The sequence below is a fragment of the Methylomonas koyamae genome, from assembly GCF_006483455.1.
Taxonomy (GTDB): domain Bacteria; phylum Pseudomonadota; class Gammaproteobacteria; order Methylococcales; family Methylomonadaceae; genus Methylomonas; species Methylomonas koyamae_B.
This window is the reverse complement of the sequence record NZ_PPPU01000022.1, coordinates 97,048-113,925: the sequence shown is the minus strand read 5'-3', so window position 1 is coordinate 113,925 and position 16,878 is coordinate 97,048. Positions and strand designations below refer to the sequence as shown.

At 51.4% G+C, this 16,878-nt stretch carries 17 protein-coding genes; 7 read left to right on the top strand and 10 right to left on the bottom strand.

What is annotated here, in order from left to right; genetic code table 11:
• The first annotated feature begins 10 nt into the window (after positions 1–10).
• Together glyA and C2U68_RS13010 are read left to right on the top strand one after the other, a co-directional pair.
• A complete protein-coding gene (gene glyA, locus C2U68_RS13020; protein ID WP_140912910.1) occupies positions 11–1,270 on the top strand; it encodes a serine hydroxymethyltransferase in 1,260 nt (419 codons plus the stop codon).
• 560 nt (positions 1,271–1,830) lie between these two features.
• On the top strand, positions 1,831–2,562 hold the full coding sequence (locus C2U68_RS13010; RefSeq protein ID WP_140912909.1) for a phosphatidylserine/phosphatidylglycerophosphate/cardiolipin synthase family protein: 732 nt from the start codon (positions 1,831–1,833) through the stop codon (positions 2,560–2,562).
• A gap of 456 nt (positions 2,563–3,018) precedes the next feature.
• Here C2U68_RS13010 and lolD read toward each other — a convergent pair whose 3' ends face one another.
• Genes lolD through fur form a run of 3 tightly spaced genes read right to left on the bottom strand, consistent with a single transcriptional unit; the run spans position 3,019 to position 5,383 of the window.
• Positions 3,019–3,717 carry a lipoprotein-releasing ABC transporter ATP-binding protein LolD gene (lolD, locus tag C2U68_RS13000; protein WP_140912908.1) on the bottom strand — a complete coding sequence of 233 codons (699 nt, stop codon included), beginning with the start codon at positions 3,715–3,717 and terminating at the stop codon, positions 3,019–3,021.
• Positions 3,710–4,957 (bottom strand): lipoprotein-releasing ABC transporter permease subunit, encoded by a 1,248-nt coding sequence (locus C2U68_RS12995; protein WP_140912907.1) that lies wholly within the window; start codon positions 4,955–4,957, stop codon positions 3,710–3,712. Before C2U68_RS12995 ends, lolD begins: the two co-directional genes overlap by 8 nt.
• A 9-nt stretch (positions 4,958–4,966) precedes the next feature.
• The gene (gene fur, locus C2U68_RS12990; protein WP_140912906.1) at positions 4,967–5,383 is read right to left on the bottom strand and encodes a ferric iron uptake transcriptional regulator; all 417 of its coding nucleotides are present in this window, start codon (positions 5,381–5,383) and stop codon (positions 4,967–4,969) included.
• Positions 5,384–5,497: 114 nt separating this feature from the next.
• Between fur and C2U68_RS12985 the strand changes: the two genes are divergently transcribed.
• Positions 5,498–6,040, top strand: a complete 543-nt coding sequence (locus C2U68_RS12985) for an outer membrane protein assembly factor BamE (protein WP_140912905.1) — start codon at positions 5,498–5,500, stop codon at positions 6,038–6,040.
• A gap of 18 nt (positions 6,041–6,058) precedes the next feature.
• Here the strand turns inward: C2U68_RS12985 and C2U68_RS12980 are convergent, their stop codons facing one another.
• The 5 genes from C2U68_RS12980 to C2U68_RS12960 are packed head-to-tail and all read right to left on the bottom strand — an operon-like array spanning position 6,059 to position 8,869.
• Positions 6,059–6,532 (bottom strand): NYN domain-containing protein, encoded by a 474-nt coding sequence (locus C2U68_RS12980; protein WP_140912904.1) that lies wholly within the window; start codon positions 6,530–6,532, stop codon positions 6,059–6,061.
• A gap of 4 nt (positions 6,533–6,536) precedes the next feature.
• Positions 6,537–6,851, bottom strand: coding sequence for a pyrimidine/purine nucleoside phosphorylase (locus tag C2U68_RS12975; RefSeq protein WP_140912903.1), 315 nt, complete (start codon positions 6,849–6,851; stop codon positions 6,537–6,539).
• 34 nt (positions 6,852–6,885) lie between these two features.
• A complete protein-coding gene (locus C2U68_RS12970) occupies positions 6,886–7,470 on the bottom strand; it encodes a class I SAM-dependent methyltransferase (RefSeq protein ID WP_140912902.1) in 585 nt (194 codons plus the stop codon).
• The gene (locus tag C2U68_RS12965; RefSeq protein WP_140912901.1) at positions 7,448–8,503 is read right to left on the bottom strand and encodes an NAD(P)/FAD-dependent oxidoreductase; all 1,056 of its coding nucleotides are present in this window, start codon (positions 8,501–8,503) and stop codon (positions 7,448–7,450) included. The genes C2U68_RS12970 and C2U68_RS12965 overlap by 23 nt, the downstream gene beginning before the upstream one ends.
• A gap of 3 nt (positions 8,504–8,506) precedes the next feature.
• Positions 8,507–8,869: a HopJ type III effector protein gene (locus tag C2U68_RS12960; RefSeq protein WP_260839347.1), complete on the bottom strand. Its 363-nt coding sequence runs from the start codon at positions 8,867–8,869 to the stop codon at positions 8,507–8,509.
• Between the two features lie 84 nt (positions 8,870–8,953).
• On the opposite strand from C2U68_RS12960, the gene C2U68_RS21620 reads away from it, so the two are divergent.
• From C2U68_RS21620 to C2U68_RS12940, 4 genes are read left to right on the top strand one after another with little or no spacing between them, the layout of a single operon-like run.
• A complete protein-coding gene (locus C2U68_RS21620) occupies positions 8,954–9,739 on the top strand; it encodes a polysaccharide biosynthesis/export family protein (RefSeq protein ID WP_260839346.1) in 786 nt (261 codons plus the stop codon).
• A gap of 26 nt (positions 9,740–9,765) precedes the next feature.
• Positions 9,766–11,040, top strand: a complete 1,275-nt coding sequence (locus C2U68_RS12950) for a TonB-dependent receptor (RefSeq protein ID WP_140912900.1) — start codon at positions 9,766–9,768, stop codon at positions 11,038–11,040.
• A 1-nt stretch (position 11,041) separates the two neighbouring features.
• Complete coding sequence (locus C2U68_RS12945) at positions 11,042–12,784, top strand: Wzz/FepE/Etk N-terminal domain-containing protein (RefSeq protein WP_140912899.1); 1,743 nt, start codon at positions 11,042–11,044, stop codon at positions 12,782–12,784.
• A 19-nt stretch (positions 12,785–12,803) separates the two neighbouring features.
• Positions 12,804–13,574: a CpsD/CapB family tyrosine-protein kinase gene (locus tag C2U68_RS12940; protein WP_140912898.1), complete on the top strand. Its 771-nt coding sequence runs from the start codon at positions 12,804–12,806 to the stop codon at positions 13,572–13,574.
• Between the two features lie 93 nt (positions 13,575–13,667).
• Here C2U68_RS12940 and acnB read toward each other — a convergent pair whose 3' ends face one another.
• Both acnB and C2U68_RS12930 read right to left on the bottom strand, forming a co-directional pair.
• Complete coding sequence (acnB, locus tag C2U68_RS12935) at positions 13,668–16,229, bottom strand: bifunctional aconitate hydratase 2/2-methylisocitrate dehydratase (protein WP_140912897.1); 2,562 nt, start codon at positions 16,227–16,229, stop codon at positions 13,668–13,670.
• Between the two features lie 19 nt (positions 16,230–16,248).
• Positions 16,249–16,875, bottom strand: coding sequence for a Uma2 family endonuclease (locus C2U68_RS12930; protein WP_140912896.1), 627 nt, complete (start codon positions 16,873–16,875; stop codon positions 16,249–16,251).
• Between the last annotated feature and the right edge of the window lie 3 nt (positions 16,876–16,878).

The following is a 16,878-nucleotide window of genomic DNA, read 5'->3' as shown; positions in this document are numbered from 1 at the left end:
GGAGACCACAATGTTTAAGCAGTCAATGACCATCGCCGGCTTTGATGACGAATTGTTCCGGGCCATTGAGCAAGAACGCCAACGCCAGGAAGACCATATCGAACTGATCGCGTCGGAAAACTACGCCAGTCCGCGCGTCATGGAAGCGCAAGGCACGCTACTGACCAACAAGTACGCCGAAGGTTATCCGGAGAAACGCTATTACGGTGGTTGCGAGTACGTAGATATCGTCGAGCAACTGGCCATCGACCGCGCCAAGGCACTGTTCGGTGCCGACTACGCCAACGTCCAGCCGCACTCCGGTTCACAGGCCAATATGGCGGTGTTCATGTCCTTGATTCAGCCCGGCGACACCATCCTCGGCTTGAGTCTGGCGGATGGCGGCCACTTGACTCACGGCGCCAAACCCAACTTCTCCGGCAAAATCTATAACGCCATCCAATACGGCTTGAACAAGGACACCGGCGAAATCGATTACGAGCAAGTCGAAGCGCTGGCTGTGGAACACAAACCCAAATTGATCATCGCCGGCTTTTCCGCCTATTCCAGAATCTGGGACTGGCAGCGTTTCCGCGACATCGCCGACAAGGTCGGTGCCTATTTGGTAGTGGATATGGCCCACGTCGCCGGTCTGGTTGCCGCCGGTTTGTACCCCAATCCGGTGCCAATCGCCGACGTCGTCACCAGTACCACCCACAAGTCGCTCCGCGGCCCGCGCGGCGGCTTGATATTGGCCAAGCACAACCCGGAACTGGAGAAAAAGATCAATTCCAACATCTTCCCTGGTATCCAGGGCGGTCCGCTGATGCACGTCATTGCCGCCAAAGCGGTGGCTTTTAAAGAAGCGATGACGCCGGAATTCAAAACCTATCAGCAACAAGTCGTCAAAAACGCACAAGCGATGGCCGAGGTGTTCATCAAGCGCGGTTACGACGTGGTCTCCGGCGGCACCGACAATCACCTGATGCTGGTTTCGTTGATACCGAAAGGCATCACCGGCAAAGCCGCCGACGCCGCCCTGGGCCGCGCCCATATCACCGTCAACAAAAATGCCGTCCCCAACGACCCGCAATCGCCGTTTGTCACCAGCGGCATCCGCGTCGGTACCCCCGCCCCGACTTCACGTGGCTTTAAAGAAGACGAAGTCCGCCAGGTTGCTCATTTAATGTGCGACGTGATGGATAACATCGAAGACGAAAGTGTGATTGATGCGGTGAGGGAGAAGGTGCATTTGTTGTGTGCGCGGTTTCCGGTTTATTCAGCCGGGTAAGATTTGGCTATAACCGATGCTCTGCGCATCCAAGATATTGTGTCGCTATCGCGACGGATTGTTTAGAAGTCGGGTCTCGGCCCGACAGCCGAGCTACTTTCGCTACGAAAACTATCCCTGGTTTTCGCCCTTCGGGCCAGCCTATCGGCTGTTCAAATTCGCTCCAGGCGAATTTGTGCGTGGCCAAAAGAAAGTATCCAAAGAAAAAGCGACCCGGACGCTGCTTATTCCCTGCGCTCCTCGCTTTTGAACGGGGTCGCCGAAAGGGGCTTCCTGCCCCTTCGGCAACGCGATGCATCCATGCATCGCCCCTAACGGGCTGATCCGTTCAAAAGCTCCGGTGCTCGGCGCGGCATACGGGAAGCAAGACCTCTAGACTGTGAAAGTTTTTAGGTATTATTCTGATTTTTGCCGTTTAGCTATGAGTAGCGAAGTGTATTTGGACGAACGAGGGATTCGATCTATACACACGGCCCATTGAGCTAGATAATCGAATCCATTAGCTCGATTACTTACGAACATAAAAGCCTTTCCCAGCTTGAACTAGACACGATCTTCGAATGGCAATAGAGCCTGAACTTCTATACCGGCAGCTCGGCCGTCTAATCGAGACAATGCCTGACCTCACCAAGAGTCCAGTTGATAATGACACACACCTATGGCTGGCGCGTGGATATTCTCTCGTCAAAGAGACAGGAAATATTGCTGATGCAGCGCTTTACTCAGTAAAAGTAAACAGCATTGGTACATCTTTTGGCGCGAACTCCGCTCATGAAATTAAGGCAATAATCTACCGCGCTTTTGCTGTTGCAGAAATGAAAGCTCCGGCGGGCGCCAGAGGCGCATTTATTCCAGTCGGAAACAACTTTGATGCATTTAGTGCAATTTCAAAGGTCTTGCAATCATCCAAAATTGATGTACTTATCATTGACCCTTACATGGATGAGTCAACCTTGACCGATTTTGCTCTCGCCGCGCCTGAAAAAGTGAACATACGATTGTTAGCAGATATGTCAGATTTCAAACCATCCCTTGAGCCAGCAGGGAAAAAGTGGCTTCAACAATATGGTTCTTTACGTCCTCTTAGCATCCGACTCGCTGCAAAAAAAACGTTGCACGACAGAGCGATTTTTATTGACCACACTAAGGTCTGGACGCTCACCCAATCTCTAAAAGACTTCGCAAAACGATCTCCGGCCGAAATCGTAAGAGCTGACGACTCGGCCGAATTGAAAATTCGTGCTTATGAAGACATTTGGGCTGTGGCTAACGAAATGATATTGGCCCCATAGCAAACAGCCCGGATAAGAAAAGAAACAGACCGAAATTCAGACAACCAAAGCCATCGAACCCTCGATTTCGTTTTACTCTATTGAGGCTAAGTTTTTTATAAAACGAGCGTCTTTCAAATACCGGCATTCCCCCGTATGCCGCGCCGAGCACCGGAGCTTTTATCGAGAATAGCCCGAAGGGGCAGCGCATGGATGCGCTGCGTCGGCGGAGGGGCTGGGAAGCCCCTTCTGCCGACCCTCGATAAAAGCTCCGGCGCGCAGGAAATAAGCGGCATCCGGGTGTCTTTTCTTTTGGATACTTTTCTTTGGACAAGCAAAGAAAAGTATCTCGGCTGTCGGTCCGAGAACCGACATTAAAACCAGCCGTCGCGATAGCGACACATAATCCGGAAGACTCGCATCCCTGCGGTCTGGATTCCGGCAATCCATGCCGGAACAACGCACTATCATAGCCTGTCAGCCGTGATGAGCCCTATCAGGCACAATCAACCCATCCTCCATATACAACACATGATCCATCCGCGCTGCCAAATCCGGATCGTGAGTTACAACCAGAAAACTGACTTGCAGCTCGCGGTTTAACTCCAGCATCAGTTGGTAAATCTGCTCGGCGGTTTTACTGTCCAGGTTGCCGGTCGGTTCGTCGGCCAGGACGCATTTGGGTTTGTTGATCAAGGCGCGAGCCACGGCGGCGCGCTGGCGTTCGCCGCCGGACAGTTCGCCGGGTTTGTGTTGCATTCTATGGCCCAAGCCGACGCGTTTCAGTAATTCGGCAGCTTGTTGTTGCGCGGATTTAACCGAATGGTTACCGATCAATAGCGGCATCGCCACGTTTTCCAGGATGGTAAATTCGCCGAGCAAATGATGGAACTGGTAGATAAAGCCGAGCGAACGGTTACGCAGCTGACTTAACTTCGCAGCACCGATTTGGTTTAAATCCGCACCGTCCAGAATCACCTTGCCTGAGCTGGGCTTATCCAAACCGCCCAGCAGGTGCAGCAAGGTGCTTTTGCCGGAACCGGAGGCACCCATGATGGCGACGCGCTGGCCGGCGTGAATCGCTAAATCGACGCCTTTTAACACTTCAACATTCAAATCGCCTTGTTCGTAACGCTTGGTCAGCTGTTGGCATTGCAACACGATGGGACTATTCATAGCGCAACACCTCGGCCGGATTGACTCGTGCCGCTTGCCAGGCAGGATACAGCGTAGCCAATAAAGACAGTAGAAACGCGACGCCGGCAATCCAGTAAACGTCGTTCCAGATCAGTTTCGAAGGCACTTCGCTGATGTAATACACGTCGGCAGACATAAACTGTACCCCAAAAGCCTGTTCGATGGCCGGAACGATGGTTTCCACGTTCAGCGCCAACAACACCCCTCCAACTGTACCCAATACGGTGCCGATGCTGCCGATGATGCAGCCCAAGACAACGAAGATACCCATCACCGAACCATTGCTCAGCCCCTGCGTTTTCAGAATCGCGATGTCGCCGCGCTTGTCGGTCACCACCATGACCAGGGTCGAGACGATATTGAACGCCGCCACCGCGACAATCAACAGCAGGATGATAAACATTGCCCGTTTTTCGGTTTGTACCGCACGGAAGAAGTTGCTGTGAGCTTTGGTCCAGTCGCTGACGCGATAATCGTCGCCTAAGGCGTCGGCCATACTTTGCGTGATCATCGGTGCATTGAACAAATCGTCCAGTTTAAGCCGCAAGCCGGATACCGCCTGCTCCAGACGGAACAGCTTAGCGGCATCGTCGAGATGCATCAGCGCCATGTTGCGGTCGTATTCGTACATACCGACTTTGAATACGCCAACCACGGTAAAGCGTTTCATGCGCGGCAAGATGCCGGCCGGGGTAGAGTTGATTTGCGGGGTGATGATCGTAACTTTGTCGCCGATCATCACGCCCAGATAACTGGCCAGCTCGGCACCCAACACCACGCCGAATTCGCCTGGGACCAAATCCTTCAGACTGCCAAACATCATTTTTTCGGCGACTTCAGATACTTTCGCTTCCTGTTCCGGCAGTATGCCTTGCAGCAAAGTGCCGCTGACCTGACGATCGGCATTGATCATGACCTGACCGTGAATGAACGGTGCCGCACCCAACACGTGCGGCATTTCGCGGGTGCGTTGTTCCAAGGCCTGCCAGTCGTCCAACTGACCGTAGCGGCCGGTGACGGTACTGTGTGCGGTCATGCCTAAAATCCGCTCGCGCAGTTCGGCTTCGAAACCGTTCATGACCGACAGAACGGTAATCAGAGCGGTTACACCCAGGGCGATCCCCAACACCGAAGTTAGCGTAATAAATGAAATAAATTGGGTGCGCTTTTTGGCACGGGTATAGCGTAACCCGATGTACAGGATGAGAGGTTTGAACATGCTGGAGAGTTAGGGGGTTTTACAGGCGGCGCAGTAGCCGTAAAGATACAAGCTATGATCGGTCAGGGTGTAACCCAGCCGGTTGGCGATTTCGGTTTGGCGCTTTTCGATGACTTCGTCGGTGAATTCGTCGACTCTGCCGCACTTCATGCACACCACGTGGTCGTGATGCCCGCCGCTATTCAGTTCGAAAATCGAATTGCCGCCCTCAAAGTGGTGGCGATTGACCAAGCCGGCCGCCTCGAACTGGGTCAACACCCGGTAAACGGTCGCCAACCCAATTTCTTCGCCTTCGGCCAACAAAATTTTGTAGACTTTCTCTGCGGACAGGTGCCTGTCGTCCTGTTGTTTTTCCAGAATCTCCAAGATTTTGACTCTGGGCAGAGTGACTTTTAAGCCCGCGTTACGCAAATCCTGAGTTTCCATAGCCTGTCCTCGTATATCCAACCATCCGGCCATTGTATCGTTTTTTGCACCGAGCCGCAGACAGAATTGTGGGATAATGCCGGTCCGTTTGTCGCAAGACCACCAACATTTCTCATGAAAAAATCGTCTATTCTGCTCGTGGCTGCCGCCGGATTTGGATTCAGCGCCTGCAGTACCATTCTGAATAATCTGCCGGGTGTTTATACGCTGGATATCGAACAAGGCAATATCATCGACCAAAGCATGGTGAACCAACTACGGCCGAATATGACCAAACGTCAGGTGCTGTACATCATGGGATCGCCGATGCTGACCGATGCCTTTCACGAGAGACGCTGGGATTATCTCTATTCGGAACAGCCCGGCGGCGAGAACCGGATGCAGAAACGGATTTCGTTATTTTTTGAAGGCGACAACCTGATCGGCGTGCAAGGCGACTTCCGCCCCAGTTCGCTGCCAGTGGTCAAGGAATCCACCGAAACCAGCGTCGACGTGCCGAAACGCGACCTGGACCGCTCGATGTGGGAAAAAATTACCGGCTTGTTCGGCGACGAACCCGACCCGCTGACCCGGCGGAGCACCACCAACGCCAAAGAAGCCAACTCCTCAGCCGAAAAAGGCAAGGAACTGGTCGAAGAAGGCGCTGAACAGAAGTAAACCGCCTCCCTGCGCGATTTACAACAAAAGCGCTTCCGCAATCGCGACGAAATTGTCGGCAGCGGCGATCAAGGCCGGGGCGGTCAGGCTACGCACCCCGTAGACATCGCAGGCCACACCGAAATCGCGTCTCACTTTATTCAGCAAGATTTCGAAATCGCCGTCGCCGGACAACAGTACGACCCGATCGACCTGTCGGGCAAAATCCAGCACATCAACGGTAATGCCAACATCCCAATCGCCCTTGGTACTGCCGTCGCGACGCTGGATATAAGGCTTCAGCTTTACCGTAAAGCCTATGGTTTTCAGAATATTCTGAAAACTTTGTTGCTTGCTGTCGCCACGATCGATTGCATAAGCAAACGCCGCCACGACCTGTTTATCGTTAGTGGCATGGCGCCAAAATGCGGTGTAATTGAAATGCTTTTGGTAGCGCTCTCGCGTCGTGTAATAAATATTTTGCACATCGGCAAAAATCGCTACCCGCTCCATCGGCTTATTTCAAAAACGAGCAGCAATAGTCGCTGGCAGTTTTGACTTTCATGGTAAATGCCGCGTTGGCCGGCACATTGAACGACTCGCCGCCTTTCACCGCTTGCCAAACATCGCTGCCGGGCAGTTGCACGTCCAATTCGCCGGACAGAATCTCCATTAACTCGGGGTCGGCGGTATTGAACGTATATTCGCCGGGCTGCATGAAACCCAGGGTCTTTGTGGAGCCATCGGCAAAGCGAATGGTGCGGCTGTTGACTTTGCCGTCGAAGTAAACGTTGGCTTGTTTAACGATAGTGACGTTATTGAACTCTGACATTGTCCTGACTGACTGGTTAAAAAAAGGAGCGCAATCATAGCAGATCGCCCCATTTACGCAGAATAAAAAGCCTGGGGGCTCCGGGCTTGTCGAACTGGCTCAGCACCAGCTCCGTTTCGAATTGGCTCGGGTCGAGACTGCGCATCCATTCCGCCGACCGTTCGGTTTCAGCGTCGCCACCGGCGTGTCCGGGATAGGCCAAAACGGTAATGATTCCGGATTTGGCGAGCAGCCGGCACGCAGCAGCCATTGCTTTGAGAGTGGAATCCGCCCGAGTAATGACGGCTTTGTCTCCACCAGGCAAATAACCCAGGTTAAACATGACCGCTGCCACGCCACCCATCACACTTTTGGGCAAGACTTCAAGCAGATCGGCGTGGCTGGCCAAATGCAAGGTTACCCGCCTTTGCAAGTCGTGAGCCAGCAACTTTTGGTAGCTACTGACCAGGGCTTGGCGCTGCACGTCGAAACCAAAAACATGGCCTGTGGGACCGACCGTTTCGGCCAAAAACAGCGTATCGTAGCCGTTGCCGACTGTAGCATCGACAGCGATGCCACCCGGCCGCAAACAGGATTTGACGGCAAGCTGGGCCGCGTTAACCAGAGAAATGCGAGGCATAGTATCGTTTTATATCGCAAGTTGACGGCAACGGCGCACGCTGCTGCAGAAAATCGGCAAAACGTTGCGCGTACCAGGGGATCAATAAACTGCCCTTGGCCCCGAAGCCGTTGAAGATGTGCAGGCAGGAATGCTGCGGATGTCGGCCTATCAGCGGCTCCTTATCCAGCGTCGCCGGCCGAATCCCTGTTTGGTGGCGGATCACCCGAATTCCGGCCATATCCGGCATGACAGTCTGCAAATCTGCCAGCAAGGCCTTTTCTGACGCAGGCTCCGGATCCAGATTCAAATTAAGCGGATCGAAGGTCGCTCCGGTTTTGAATGTGTCGGCAGTCAGCGGCAGCAACCAATGCCCATAATTCAGGATTCGACTCGGCAAGGGCGTTTGACTGGTGCAACTCAGAATCACCCCTTTAGCCGGCTGAAACGGTAAAGAGCCGAACCAGGGGTTGGTGCGCGCCATATGACCCTCGCAGAATACGATGCACCTGGGTTTGAGGTTCTGCCAGCGCAAATCAGCCCCCAGACAAATATCGGCATAATCGAACTCAGTCTGCCGATACTCGCCGCGCGAGATCAACCAATTCCGTAAAGTGTCAAGCAAGGCTTCGGTCGTCAGATACCCGGTCTGCAGCTGGTGCAGCGTACCGAATGGCGACAAGATCTCGGGAATGCCGGGGACCAATGCTTGTAAGTATTCGGCATATTCGGCTTGCTGCAGACGGCGTTCGGCTTGTCGCTTTTGCGTCGGGCCGGACAAAATTTTCCACATCGGCTTTTCGACGTAGAATTCGTTGCCGAAAACACGCCGCAAGCGGTCATAGCAGGCCTTGGCTGCCGGCAATAATTCAGCAACGTTAGATTGCAAGACCAGTCGCTTACCGCTGACCGGATTGATCAGACCCGCCGCGACCCGAGACGCATTGCATTGGCCGTCGTCGACCACACAGACGCGTAGCCCTCTGCTAGACAATTCCCAGGCCAACAGACTGCCGGCAAGCCCCTGCCCGACAATCAGAACATCGACGTCCATCAACTATTTGGCTTGCAACGCCTCGCCGTCGAATGCGATGCCAGCCCAGCCGTCGCGCATGAAATTTCGGATATTTTGGTGATCGCTGCCGCCCGGATTGCCTAGCACGTCTTTCCGGTAATAGTCGCCAAATAAGGCTAAAGTGTGTTGTTCGGACAGGCCATGTATCCTGGCAAACGCGAAAATTCGGCATGACCCCTCGTTCTGCCCAGCCTCGTTTATCAGGCAAGGCTCGAAACCGTTACTGAATCGGGTTGGCCTGTATTCGTAATGGTCGGCAATTACGGCCATCGTTTCTTTAAAATCAATAGCTTGGTTATTTTTTAACTTTTCGAGAAAATCGCTCACCGATATTGGACTATTCATAAAATTCCCATATTATTCGCTCTGTTACAGCCAAAACCGCACAAAACGACTCAATTAAAGGTTATAATTCAAATCGAGGCCTTGTTGCTCGGCACCGCCGCTAGCAACAGTCAGGATTGTCTTATTATTGTTATATTCCGTACTTACCATCTGGGCTGCCTGCACAACCGATCGGTTCTTACGGATTTCAACCTCAATAACATCATAAAGGGATACATTTTGAAACAGATAATTACACTTTTATCTTTCTGCCTGTTTTTCCCGGTCGCTACGCTAGCCGAGCCCGATCCAATATCCCAGCCCCCGCAAGCGGAACCCAGCCAATTAACCCCGGCCCCTACGCAATCGCCGAGCCCGAGCGTCATCATCGAACAAACCAACTTCGCCTCATATCAGCTTTCGCCCGGCGATGCTTTGGAAATCACGGTTTGGAAGGAAGAAGGCCTACAACAGTTGCAAATTTTGATCTCCCCGGACGGTACGATCATTTTTCCGCTGATCGGCACGGTCGGCGCGGCCGGCAAAACCATTACCGAGCTAAAAGATAATCTCACCACCCGGCTGTCAGATTACATCGCCGATCCGTCGGTCAGCGTTAAGTTGCTCAACAACCAAGGCAACTCCGTGTTCGTGATCGGCAAGGTCAACAAACCCGGTCAGGTATTTTCCGGCCGCCGCCTTGATGTGTTGCAAGCGCTAAGCTTGGCCGGCGGTTTAACGGTATTTGCCAAGGAAGGGTCAATCAGCATCATCCGCCGCACCGGCGACCAGGTTAAAGTCTTTCCGTTCGATTACGACGACGTAATTAGCGGAGAAGATTTGGAGCAGAATATTCTTCTGGAACCAGGGGATACGGTAACCGTACCCTAATTGGAACTAGATAGGCATTACTATCTATGAAGATTAAGACGGATTTTAAGCTATTCGCATTAGCTCTAATTAGTACGGAACCTTACGCACTAGATTTGCTTTTTAAACCGGATTTCGCATTCAAAGAACGTTACGAAGACAACTTGCGCATGCAAGAGAAACCGATACGCAGTAATTTTATAAGCACAATTTCCCCCGGATTGCTATTTGGTTACCTTGCGGATAACAACGAGTTAAAGACTAATTTCAAGTGGAATCAGCTAATTTACCATGGTGATTCTGATTTAGATTTCGCGGAAAAAATACTCAATCTAAACCACCAATATAAATCTGAATTATTTCGAACAGACGTCTTAGCAGGATATTCTGAAGAGTCTTCTATTAACACCCAGCTAGAAATAGCTGGCAGCGGAGACGTGCAAACTCAAGTTCCTAGGACTACGAAATTTTTGACCCCTAGCTTTACTTACAACTTGAATGCGAAAAATGCAGTTCAAATAGGCTATAGCTATTCAGATGTAACCTTTGAAAGGCAAGACAACCTGCAGAACAGCCTAAGGTATTCCGACTATACCAATCAGCAGCTATCGGGAACCTTAATGCATTCATATTCTGAACGGTTAAACTTCAATCTCACGGGAGCGTATTCCGTTTTCGAATCAGCAAACGAATCCCCAGGGTTTATATTCGGCATCATTCCTGTAAAGACAGGATTCAGCCAAAAATCGACGACCTTTAGTTACCAAGCTGGATTTCAATATTTATTTGACGAGCAAACACAATTAAATTTTTCCGCAGGCATAAGAGACACCACAACTGATGCTAGTCAGTATAATAAACTCGCCAACAGTGATTTGTTTATAAATCAAACAACAAATTCATCCGATACAATAGGCCACGTGTTCTCTACAAATTTGACGCGCAAAGCTGAGTGGGGGGATTTCTTTATTAGCGCAGGACAGCAACTCAATCCTGCAAGTACTGGTAGCCAACAAACTACGACTTCTTTTTCGGGCCGAGCGCGTTACAACCTAGACGAAAGGTGGCTAGCCGGAATTAATGCCAGCTATATCTCTACAGAGGCAATATCTACATTCAACAATAATAGTAGCGTTGCCAATAACAGAACTTTTACAACTTTAAGCCCCAATATTCAGTGGCGCTGGAGTGACGAAGTTAGTTTTGATTTATCGTATACCTATAGACAACAGGTGTTCGAAAACACTAGTCAGTCGGCAATAGGCAATAGCGTACAACTTCAGTTTTCTTATCAACCGCAAATTAATCGTCAGGTGAAATAGCGTGGAAAATCAAACCATAGATATTAAAGACTATCTAAAAGTCATCAAGCGACGCAGACGATTCCTTTTAATCCCTTTTATTATTATTGTTTTGGCCAGCATTTTGTTGGCGGTATTATTGCCAGCAAAATATCGCTCTAGCGCTACGATTCTTATTGAGGCCCAAGAAATTCCAGCAGACTTAGTTCACTCAACGGTAACGACATTCGCCGAACAGCGAATTCAGATGATAAGTCAACGAATTATGACAAGACCGAATCTGACAGAAATCATCAAAAAATATAATCTTTACGCTGCAGAAAGATTAAAAAAGCCCGAGGAGGTTATTCTTGAAAAAATGCGTAGCCTCATCAAAGTAGAGACAATCAGTGCTGATGTAGGTGATCAAAAAACAAACAGAGCAACTCAGGCTACCATAGCATTCACTCTGACGTTTGAAGACAAATCAGCCGAATTAGCCCAAAAAGTAGCCAACGAATTGACATCGCTTTTTCTGAAAGAAAATATTAAATCTCGCACTGAGTCTGCCGAAAACGCCGCGCTATTTTTGAGCGAAGAATCCAAACGTTTGAAAGCAAAAATACAGGAGATTCAAGAAAAACTCGCCACTTTCAAAGAAAAAAACCTAAATCAATTACCTCAAATCAGTGCCCTCAATCAACAGGAGTTGACCTCATTAAGTAACCAGTTATTATCGCTTGACAGTCAAGAACGGTCATTGCAAGACAGACGTTTCTATTTGGAAGGTGAGCTTGCTCAAATCGATCCGAATGCAATGGCTACCAATGCGGTTGGTAACCGGGTATTCGACATGAAAGATCGCTTAAAAGAACTACAGTCGCAATACCCCTCTTTAATTGCCAGTTTCTCTGCGAACCATCCGGACGTTATAAAAGTAAAACGTGAAATCGAATCGCTGCAAAAAGAAATTGGTTCGAATGCGGATATTAATAATTTAAATGCGGAACTCACTCAGAAAAAAGCTGAATTGGCGCTCTTATTAAAACAATACTCCGAAAAACACCCAGACGTCGTAAAACTACAGAAACAGATTACCGCTTTGCAAAAAAGCTTAGTGGATGCCAAAGCGAACGAATATTCGAATTCGTCTATAAAACCGGACAATCCGGCCTACATAACACTCAAATCTCAACTCGATTCGGTCAATACTGAGATAGAATCGCTGAACTATACGCGTGGCCGGATTCAAAGCAAAATAGAAGATTTGCGTAATAACTTGCGCCAGTCGCCTTTAGTAGAGAAAGAATACTCCGATTTGATACAAGACTTGGATAACACTAATCTGCGCTATCGGGAAGTTAGTGCCAGAGAAATGGAAGCCCAAATCTCCCAACAGCTGGAAATCGAAAGAAAAGGCGAACGCTTTACTTTGATCGACCCGCCGCAAGAACCTCTGGAACCGGTCAGCCCCAACCGAGTAGCGATCTTACTACTAGGCATTGTGCTGGCGACGGCAAGCGGATTTGGTTCGGTGGCTTTGGCGGAAATGCTCGACCCTACTTTAAATAGCGCTAAAGCAGTGGGATTGATTTTGGGATTCGAACCGTTGGCCGCAATCCCTTATTTGGAAAATCAGATTGAATTTCAAAAACGAGCTACGGAACGAAAAATGCTGATAGGCGGACTGATAGCCGCCTTCTTGCTGGGCATGGCGGCATTTCATTTTATTATCATGCCGCTCGACGTATTCTGGTACAAACTGTTGCGTGTAATTGGCAATTAACAGGCCAAGGAAATTAGGAATGAACTCAATCCAAAATACTGTAGAAGCTAGTAGTGGTAACGTCCGCTTCGAAGACAAAGTCAACATCGCCTATACCCAAACCCGGATCCATAAACCCGACCAGAGTCTGCTCAAGCAAAATCGGGTTCTTTGTGCCGATTCGCCAAGTAAGTGGCTTGAATCTTATCGGATGTTGCGGACCCGTTGCATGCAGCAAATGGATGCGATGGAATGGAAAACGGTTGCAATCACCAGCACCAGCGGCGGCTCCGGCAACAGCTTAACCGCAGTCAATCTGGCGATCAGCGTGGCGATGGAGTTGGATAGGACCGCGTTATTGGTCGACGCCAATCTGCGCAATCCGAGCATAGACCGTTTATTCGGCATCAAAGCCGATTCCGGCCTCAGCGACTATTTGTTGAACGATAAGGAAATCAGCTCGATGCTGGTCAATCCCGGTGTGGAGCGGTTGGTGGTACTTCCCGCCGGCAAGCCGCTGTTCAATGCCACCGAGATGTTGCGCTCGCCGAAGATGGTCCGACTAGTCAACGAATTGAAAAGCCGTTATCCGTCGCGGATTATCATTTTCGATATGCCGCCGATCCTGTCGCATGACGATACGTTGGGATTCTCGCCATACGTGGACAGCGTACTGTTGGTTGTGGAAGAAGGTCACACCAAAACCGACGAACTGAAAAACGCTGCATCTTTACTAAAAGACGCTAACGTTTTGGGTGCAGTGTTTAACAAGGCTACCGACAACAAAATCGGCTTCAACGAGGCGGCGTAACAGCCGTATTACCCCGCCGCAAAGCAGCAAATCGACCAACAGCTAAACAGGCGGACCTACCTGCGACTCAGGTAGGCCGGTTGTTTAGCTAGTCTATGAAGCAACTTGCTTGGCTTTATCCTGGTAACTGTCGATCTGGTCGAAGTTCAGGTAGCGGTAGGTATCGGCGCTGGATTGTTCGATTGCCGCTGCATACTGCATATACTCTGCCGCGCTCGGAATTTTTCCCAGCAACGAACAGACCGCTGCCAGTTCCGCCGACGATAAAAACACGTTGGTATTGTTGCCCAAACGGTTGGGGAAGTTTCGCGTCGACGTCGACACCACAGTCGCCCCGTCCGCCACCCGCGCCTGGTTACCCATGCACAGCGAACAGCCCGGCATCTCAGTACGGGCACCCACCTTACCAAACGTGCCGTAATAACCCTCTTCCACCAATTGGTTTTGATCCATTTTGGTCGGCGGCGCCACCCATAACCGGGTCGGCAGGGCGGCGGCTTTTTCCAACAACTTGCCGGCGGCGCGGAAATGGCCGATGTTGGTCATGCAGGAACCGATAAACACCTCGTCGATTTTGGTGCCGGCCACTGCCGACAGCGGCTTGATATCGTCCGGATCGTTCGGGCAAGCCAACAAGGGCTCGGTGATTTGGTTCAAATCAATTTCAATAATTTCCGCATATTCGGCGTCTTTATCCGCTTCCATCAATACCGGCTTATCCAGCCAATCCTGCATCGCTTTGATCCGGCGCTGAATGGTCCGGGCGTCGCCGTAGCCTTCCGCGATCATCCATTTCAGCAAGGTGATATTGGAGTTGAGGTATTCGCGGATCGGCGCTTCGTTTAGCTTGATGGTGCAACCGCCGGCCGAACGCTCGGCCGAGGCGTCGGAAATTTCGAAGGCTTGCTCGACTTTTAAGTCCGGCAATCCTTCAATCTCCAAAATCCGCCCAGAAAACACGTTCTTCTTACCCTGCTTCGCCACAGTCAGCAAGCCGCGTTGAATCGCCGCATACGGAATGGCATTGACCAAATCCCGCAAAGTTATGCCGGGTTGCATTTGGCCTTTGAAACGCACCAGTACCGATTCCGGCATATCCAGCGGCATGACGCCGGTTGCGGCGGCAAACGCCACCAGACCAGAGCCGGCCGGGAAGGAAATACCAATCGGAAAGCGGGTGTGCGAATCGCCGCCGGTGCCGACGGTATCGGGCAACAGCATGCGGTTCAACCAGGAGTGAATCACGCCGTCGCCTGGGCGTAAGCTAACGCCGCCACGGGTCATGATGAAATCTGGCAAGGTGTGCTGCATTTGCACGTCGACCGGTTTGGGATAAGCGGCGGTGTGGCAGAACGACTGCATCACTAAATCGGCCGAGAAGCCTAGGCAAGCCAGGTCTTTCAATTCATCCCGGGTCATCGGTCCGGTGGTGTCTTGCGAGCCGACCGTGGTCATTTTCGGTTCGCAGTAACTGCCCGGCCGCACACCGGCCACGCCGCACGCCTTGCCGACAATTTTTTGCGCCAGCGTATAGCCTTTGCCGGTATCGGCCGCGGCGCCCAAGCGGCGGAATACCGCTGAAGCCGGCAAGCCCAAAGCCTGTCTGGCTTTATCGGTCAAACCGCGGCCGATAATCAACGGAATCCGGCCGCCGGCGCGGACTTCGTCGAGAATCACGTCGGTTTTGAGTTTAAATTCGCACACCACGTCATCGGCACCGTGGCGTTTGACGACGCCCTGATAGGGATAAATATCGATCACGTCGCCCATCGCCATGCCGGTCACATCGCATTCGATCGGCAAGGCGCCGGAATCTTCCATGGTATTGAAGAAAATCGGCGCAATCTTGCCGCCGATGCAGACGCCGCCGGCGCGTTTATTGGGAATGTAGGGAATATCGTCGCCCATGAACCACAACACCGAGTTGGTGGCCGATTTGCGCGAAGAGCCGGTACCGACCACGTCGCCGACATAAGCCACCGGAAAACCCTTGGCTTTCAGTTCGGTAATTTGCTGCTCGGCATTGGTGATGCCATCGCGCGGCATTTTCAGCATCGCTTTGGCGTGCAACGGAATATCCGGCCGCGACCAAGCGTCCGGCGCCGGTGATAGATCGTCGGTGTTGGTTTCGCCGGTGACTTTGAAAACAGTGACAGTCAATTTCTGCGGAACTTCCGGCCGGCTGGTAAACCATTCGGCGTCGGCCCAAGATTGCAGTACCTGTTTGGCGTAGACATTGCCGGCTGCCGCTTTTTCCTGGACATCGTGGAAGGCGTCGAAAATCAGCAAAATTTGCGACAAGGATTTGGCGGCAATCGGCGCCAGCGCGGCGTGTTCAAGCAAGTCGATCAGCGGTGCGACGTTGTATCCGCCCAGCATCGTGCCCAGCAACTCGGTGGCTTTTTCCGGCGTAATCAGCGGCGACGACGCTTCGCCTTTGGCGATTGCAGTCAGAAAGCCGGCCTTGACATAAGCCGCTTCATCGACGCCGGCCGGAATTCGGTTTTCCAGCAAATCGACCAAAAAGGCTTCTTCTCCGGCAGGCGGATTTTTCAAAAGTTCGGCCAGCGCCGCGACTTGCTCGGCGTCCAGCGGTTTCGGAACGATGCCCTCGGCGGCGCGTTCGGCGACGTGTTTTCGGTATTGTTCTAGCATGATGATTTCCGGTAAAAAATTAGGCTTGGGATGCGTTGGCTTCGGCATTAGCTTGAGCCAGCGCTTGCTCGGCGATGAAGGTCCGCATGTCTTCGTTGTCGACGCGGGCATAAATGTCGGCGACGCCGAGAATCAATCCGACTGATTCGAAAGGCACGTCGTCGCCGAGAAAATAGTGATTGGAAACCCAACCCTCACTACGGCGACAGACTTCGACATCGACGATGTCCTGTTCGATCAGCACGTATTCCTGCAAGCTGGGAATACTTTGGTAGACACGGCGTTTGACGGTTTCGTCGAGGCGGCGGGTGGATTTAGAAAGGACCTCGACGACCAGTACCGGGGCTTCGGTATAGTACTCGCTGGTATAATTTTGATCGCATACCACCATCGCGTCCGGATAAAACACGTGTCTATCGGTTTTCATCTTGACGTTGGAGCCAAAGGCTTCGCACGGTTTGTCCCGCAAGTAATTTCGCAATTCGGCAAACACATTACCGGCAATTCGCTCGTGGTTTAAGCTAGCTCCGGACATCGCATAGACCTGACCATCCAAATACTGGTGCTTGGTATCGCTTGCCAGCTCACCCGCCAAGTAATCTTCGATCGAAATCCAGGCTTGCTCGAATCTTGGTTGCGCACTCATAAC